The following is a 3,992-nucleotide window of genomic DNA, read 5'->3' on the forward strand; positions in this document are numbered from 1 at the left end:
TTTCTCCTTTAAATAAAAAAGTATATCCGAATTAATACAAATTCATGTAATTAATCCGGATATTATAATACAACAAAATTTTTTAATTGTAAACCTTTAATTTTAAAATAAGTTTACCATCATCTAGTTTTCTATCACCTCCTCTTCTTTTATATTTCGTTTTTCTCTTTCATTTAGTTCCTTGTAAGGTTCTACCTTATCCATCAATTTTGCCTTTGTACCTCTTCTAATTAGATAGGCTTTTTCCGGCGGCATCAATAAAATCTTTTCATCCGTAAGTCCTGCCCTTCTTCCAATGTACTCAGCTGTTTTAATATCCTGACCTCCTAAATAGAGAATATGGTCACAATTTACAATAATGGTATTCGCCCTATCTTCTCCATACATTGCAGAAAGCTGTGACATATTTTGCAGAAGAATGGAAACTGCGATATTTCTTGAACGAGTAACAGAAATGAGCTTATCGAAATTTTCAATGTAAACATTTGCTGCAAAATCATCAATAATGAATCTTACCGGAGTCTCCAATCTTCCATTTTCCATCTTATCCGCCTCTACAAATAAACTATTAATAAGCTGTGAATATATAATATTTACAATTTTATCCGCATAACGGTTGGAATCACTTGTGTTAATAAATAAAATGGATTTTTTACTCAAGAAATCTTTAATACTGAATTTATTTTTCTTATCTTGAAAAATTTTCTTTATTTCCTTATACTGAAATACTTCCAATGCCTCTGAGGCAAAATGAAGAATACAGCCCCAGGTTCTATCAGACTTATGAACAACCGAAGTCATCTTATACATAGAAGTTACATAACTATCTGGATTCATGAAAATCCACTTATTTATATTTTCCCTCCCACTTTCATCATTCAATTGTTTAAATACTTCTACAACAGTAGTCATATTATGGTCTTTAGGCTCAAATGCCTCCAATGTAAATCCAATAGCAAATGCTACCACACTCCTTGCCGCCTCTATCCAATATGGGTCTGTTACCCTCCTCATCGGAAGAATTTGATTTACAGCTGTCATAATGTCAATATGATTAGATTCTCCGTTATCATCTCCTTTAATCGCATCCAATATATTATACCCCATAGACTGATCCGGATTGATAAAATCAATCACCATTACTTCATATCCTTTTTCTGTAAAACTTTGTCTCATTTCTTTATAAAGCCTGCCTTTGGTATCCGAAACAATGAGATTCCCATATGGGTTTAAGAGGTTCGGAATCACATATCCTCCCGTCTTTCCTGTTCCCGAACCTCCAATGATTAGGTCATTATTATTAAATCCTGAATGTATATCATCATTAGGTGCATCATATCCCTGTGCCATTGTTCTAAAATTATTATTCATATTTTTTACCTCTTTCTAAAATTTCTGTTGCTATTCCAATTTTTATTGCTTCTTTTGCATTAAGAAAACTATCTCTTCTTGTTTTCTCATAAACCTTTTTCAAATTCATTCCTGAACGCTCTGCTATAATTTCGGCTAACAGTTTTCTAGATTGCATTAAACCATCCAGTCTATCTCTAATTTCCAACGGTTTCATTCCTCCCATTGAGGCATTTCCATAACTTGGATCATGGATCATAATCTTTGTATGTGGGAGCATCTTTCTCTCATCTCCTGCAAGAAATAGGATTGCCCCCATACTTGCAGCCGTTCCAATACAAACGGTTATCACCTTCGATTTCATCATTCTTATGTAATCATAAACGGCTAATCCACTGGTCACTTCTCCTCCCGGACTACTAATATAAAGGGTTATCGGTTTTTCCTCATCTACCCTCTCCAGATAAATCAACTGTTTTAACAAATCGGCAGATGAATCACTGTCTACTTCTGTAGTAAGGAAAATTTCTCTTGTCTTTAATAAACTATCTTCAATTCCAATCGCCTGTATTCCTCTTGAAGTTTCTTCTAATATATTAGGTAACAATCTAACGCTTTTCATAATCTTCTCCTTCATCTTTGTGATATTCTATGTGTAAAAGACTTACAGGTACAATGTAAACTGCTTCTATTACACTTTTTTTTACCTCTCTAGGAACTATATCTTTAGAAATTAAGTATAAGACTTCTTTCAATCTCATTTCTCCATATTCTTCAATTCTTTCTTCCAGTGCCTGTTCTGCCCTTATAACCATATTATTTAATTCATCATCTTCATCAAGACCAAGTTCAATCATCCACGCCTTCATACTTTCAAAAAAATCCTTTGTACGTATTTTCATAAAGATTTTTCCAATTTTTTGATTATTTGCTCTTGCTGCCGGTCCTACCGAATTTTTATTAACTTTTGACTTATACATTATTATATTCCTCCTTGTTTAATAAATACTAAAAATCCATTGTAATACTTCCATTTCAAAAATTTCCTTTAATTCATCTATATCTTTCTTCTCCTTTTCACTTCTTCCTGTAATATATGGGTAACAAAGTATACAAATAAGACTTTCTATACAAAATGAATTCATCATATTACAAGCCATTGTTTTAAAATCACCTAGATCTGCACCAAATTTCTCTGCAGCTATTTTTAAGCTATTACTGTAAAGTATATTTTTTCCCAGTAATTGTTGTAAAATATATTGTACTTCTTCCTTATGCTCTTCCCAAACATGGACAGTATATCTGAAAAACTCGTAACATATTGCCTTTAATTCCTCTTTATCACAGGAAATTACACCACTTCTTATGTCTTGTTTAAATTGCTCTAAATTAATTTTCATATTTAATTCCTTTCTTTTTTTATAAAATTTTATAATGCATTATTATTACTTTTCTAATAATAAAATTATTAATCTTACACTCTCAAAACAGGGCTACCGTTTGGTAGCCTTATCATGGAATCAATTTTCCAAACACAATTGGTAAATCGTGAAGTTCATATAAAAGTCCAATCTGTATTGAAAGGGAAAAGAGCATTATCATCAGTATTTTTTCCACAAAATTAAACTTTATTTCTTCTTCATTTTTTAACATAATTTTAATCTCCTTATATATTTTATTTTTATAAAACATAGGCAGTGTACATATAATGAACACTGCTTTAATAAAACTCACCTAAATTTAGAAAGCTGCTAAGTTCTAGCAGCTTTCTAACAAAAAAATTAAAAGAAAGTGTTATACAACTATGACTATTTCAACTCTAAAACAGGGCTACCGTTTGGTAGCCTTTAAATCTCAAACTTAAAGCATAAAATAGAAGTTAGAAACAAACTAAACAAATAAAAAAACAAGCTACCTAATATGGTAGCTTGAAAAAGGAGTGTAAAGAGTATAAATATCCAGAAAACTGGATCTGCTTAATTATTTCAACTCTAAAACAGGGCTACCGTTTGGTAGCCTTTAAATCTCAAACTTAAAGCATAAAATAGAAGTTAGAAACAAACTAAACAAATAAAAAAACAAGCTACCTAATATGGTAGCTTGAAAAAGGAGTGTAAAGAGTATAAATATCCAGAAAACTGGATCTGCTTAATTATTTCAACTCTAAAACAGGGCTACCGTTTGGTAGCCTTTAAATCTCAAACTTAAAGCATAAAATAAAAGTTAGAAATAAACTAAACAAATAAAAAACAAGCTACCTAATATGGTAGCTTGAAAAAAGGAGTTTAAAGAGTATAAATATCCAGAAAACTGGATCTGCTTAATTGTTTCAACTCTAAAATAGGGCTACCACTCGGTAGCCTTAATATGTTTTTACATTTATTTGTATATCTTAATGTAAATTTGTATTTCCATTTCCAAGATAAATTTATATTTCCATAATATAGAAATTAACATATCAATTTTCATTTTTTAATACACACCACTATTTATCGGGCTTTTACAAAATACGCCATACAAAAAAGCATATTTTATATTTATAAAAAGTCAATCTTAACTGATTTTCCATTCTCATGAAACTTATAATCAGTCAATAAACCCAAGTTCTTTTCATGTCTTAATATTACTTCTATCTTTTCTCT

The 3,992-nt window shown here is 30.6% G+C and carries 5 protein-coding genes; all 5 read right to left on the reverse strand.

The features are described from left to right. Nucleotides 1-123: 123 nt before the first annotated feature. Nucleotides 124-1,371 carry a VirD4-like conjugal transfer protein, CD1115 family gene (locus ACTTG8_RS09785; RefSeq protein ID WP_442561921.1) on the reverse strand — a complete coding sequence of 416 codons (1,248 nt, stop codon included), beginning with the start codon at nt 1,369-1,371 and terminating at the stop codon, nt 124-126. Beyond that, the gene (locus ACTTG8_RS09790; RefSeq protein ID WP_442561922.1) at nt 1,364-1,972 is read right to left on the reverse strand and encodes a ClpP family protease; all 609 of its coding nucleotides are present in this window, start codon (nt 1,970-1,972) and stop codon (nt 1,364-1,366) included. The genes ACTTG8_RS09785 and ACTTG8_RS09790 overlap by 8 nt, the downstream gene beginning before the upstream one ends. Further along, nucleotides 1,959-2,330, reverse strand: a complete 372-nt coding sequence (locus ACTTG8_RS09795; RefSeq protein ID WP_442561923.1) for a hypothetical protein — start codon at nt 2,328-2,330, stop codon at nt 1,959-1,961. The genes ACTTG8_RS09790 and ACTTG8_RS09795 overlap by 14 nt, the downstream gene beginning before the upstream one ends. A gap of 18 nt (nt 2,331-2,348) precedes the next feature. Next, nucleotides 2,349-2,750, reverse strand: a complete 402-nt coding sequence (locus tag ACTTG8_RS09800; RefSeq protein WP_442561924.1) for a hypothetical protein — start codon at nt 2,748-2,750, stop codon at nt 2,349-2,351. A 112-nt stretch (nt 2,751-2,862) separates the two neighbouring features. Next, on the reverse strand, nt 2,863-3,003 hold the full coding sequence (locus ACTTG8_RS09805) for a hypothetical protein (protein ID WP_442561925.1): 141 nt from the start codon (nt 3,001-3,003) through the stop codon (nt 2,863-2,865). Nucleotides 3,004-3,992 lie beyond the last annotated feature (989 nt).

The organism is Catonella sp. (assembly GCF_052173895.1).
Classification (GTDB): domain Bacteria; phylum Bacillota; class Clostridia; order Lachnospirales; family Lachnospiraceae; genus Catonella.

Bases quoted from the DNA above. Each gene is read 5' to 3' on its own strand.
- ACTTG8_RS09800 (WP_442561924.1), bottom strand. From the start codon at position 2,750: ATGAAAATTAATTTAGAGCAATTTAAACAAGACATAAGAAGTGGTGTA.
- ACTTG8_RS09790 (WP_442561922.1), bottom strand. From the start codon at position 1,972: ATGAAAAGCGTTAGATTGTTACCTAATATATTAGAAGAAACTTCAAGA.
- ACTTG8_RS09785 (WP_442561921.1), bottom strand. From the start codon at position 1,371: ATGAATAATAATTTTAGAACAATGGCACAGGGATATGATGCACCTAAT.
- ACTTG8_RS09795 (WP_442561923.1), bottom strand. From the start codon at position 2,330: ATGTATAAGTCAAAAGTTAATAAAAATTCGGTAGGACCGGCAGCAAGA.
- ACTTG8_RS09805 (WP_442561925.1), bottom strand. From the start codon at position 3,003: ATGTTAAAAAATGAAGAAGAAATAAAGTTTAATTTTGTGGAAAAAATA.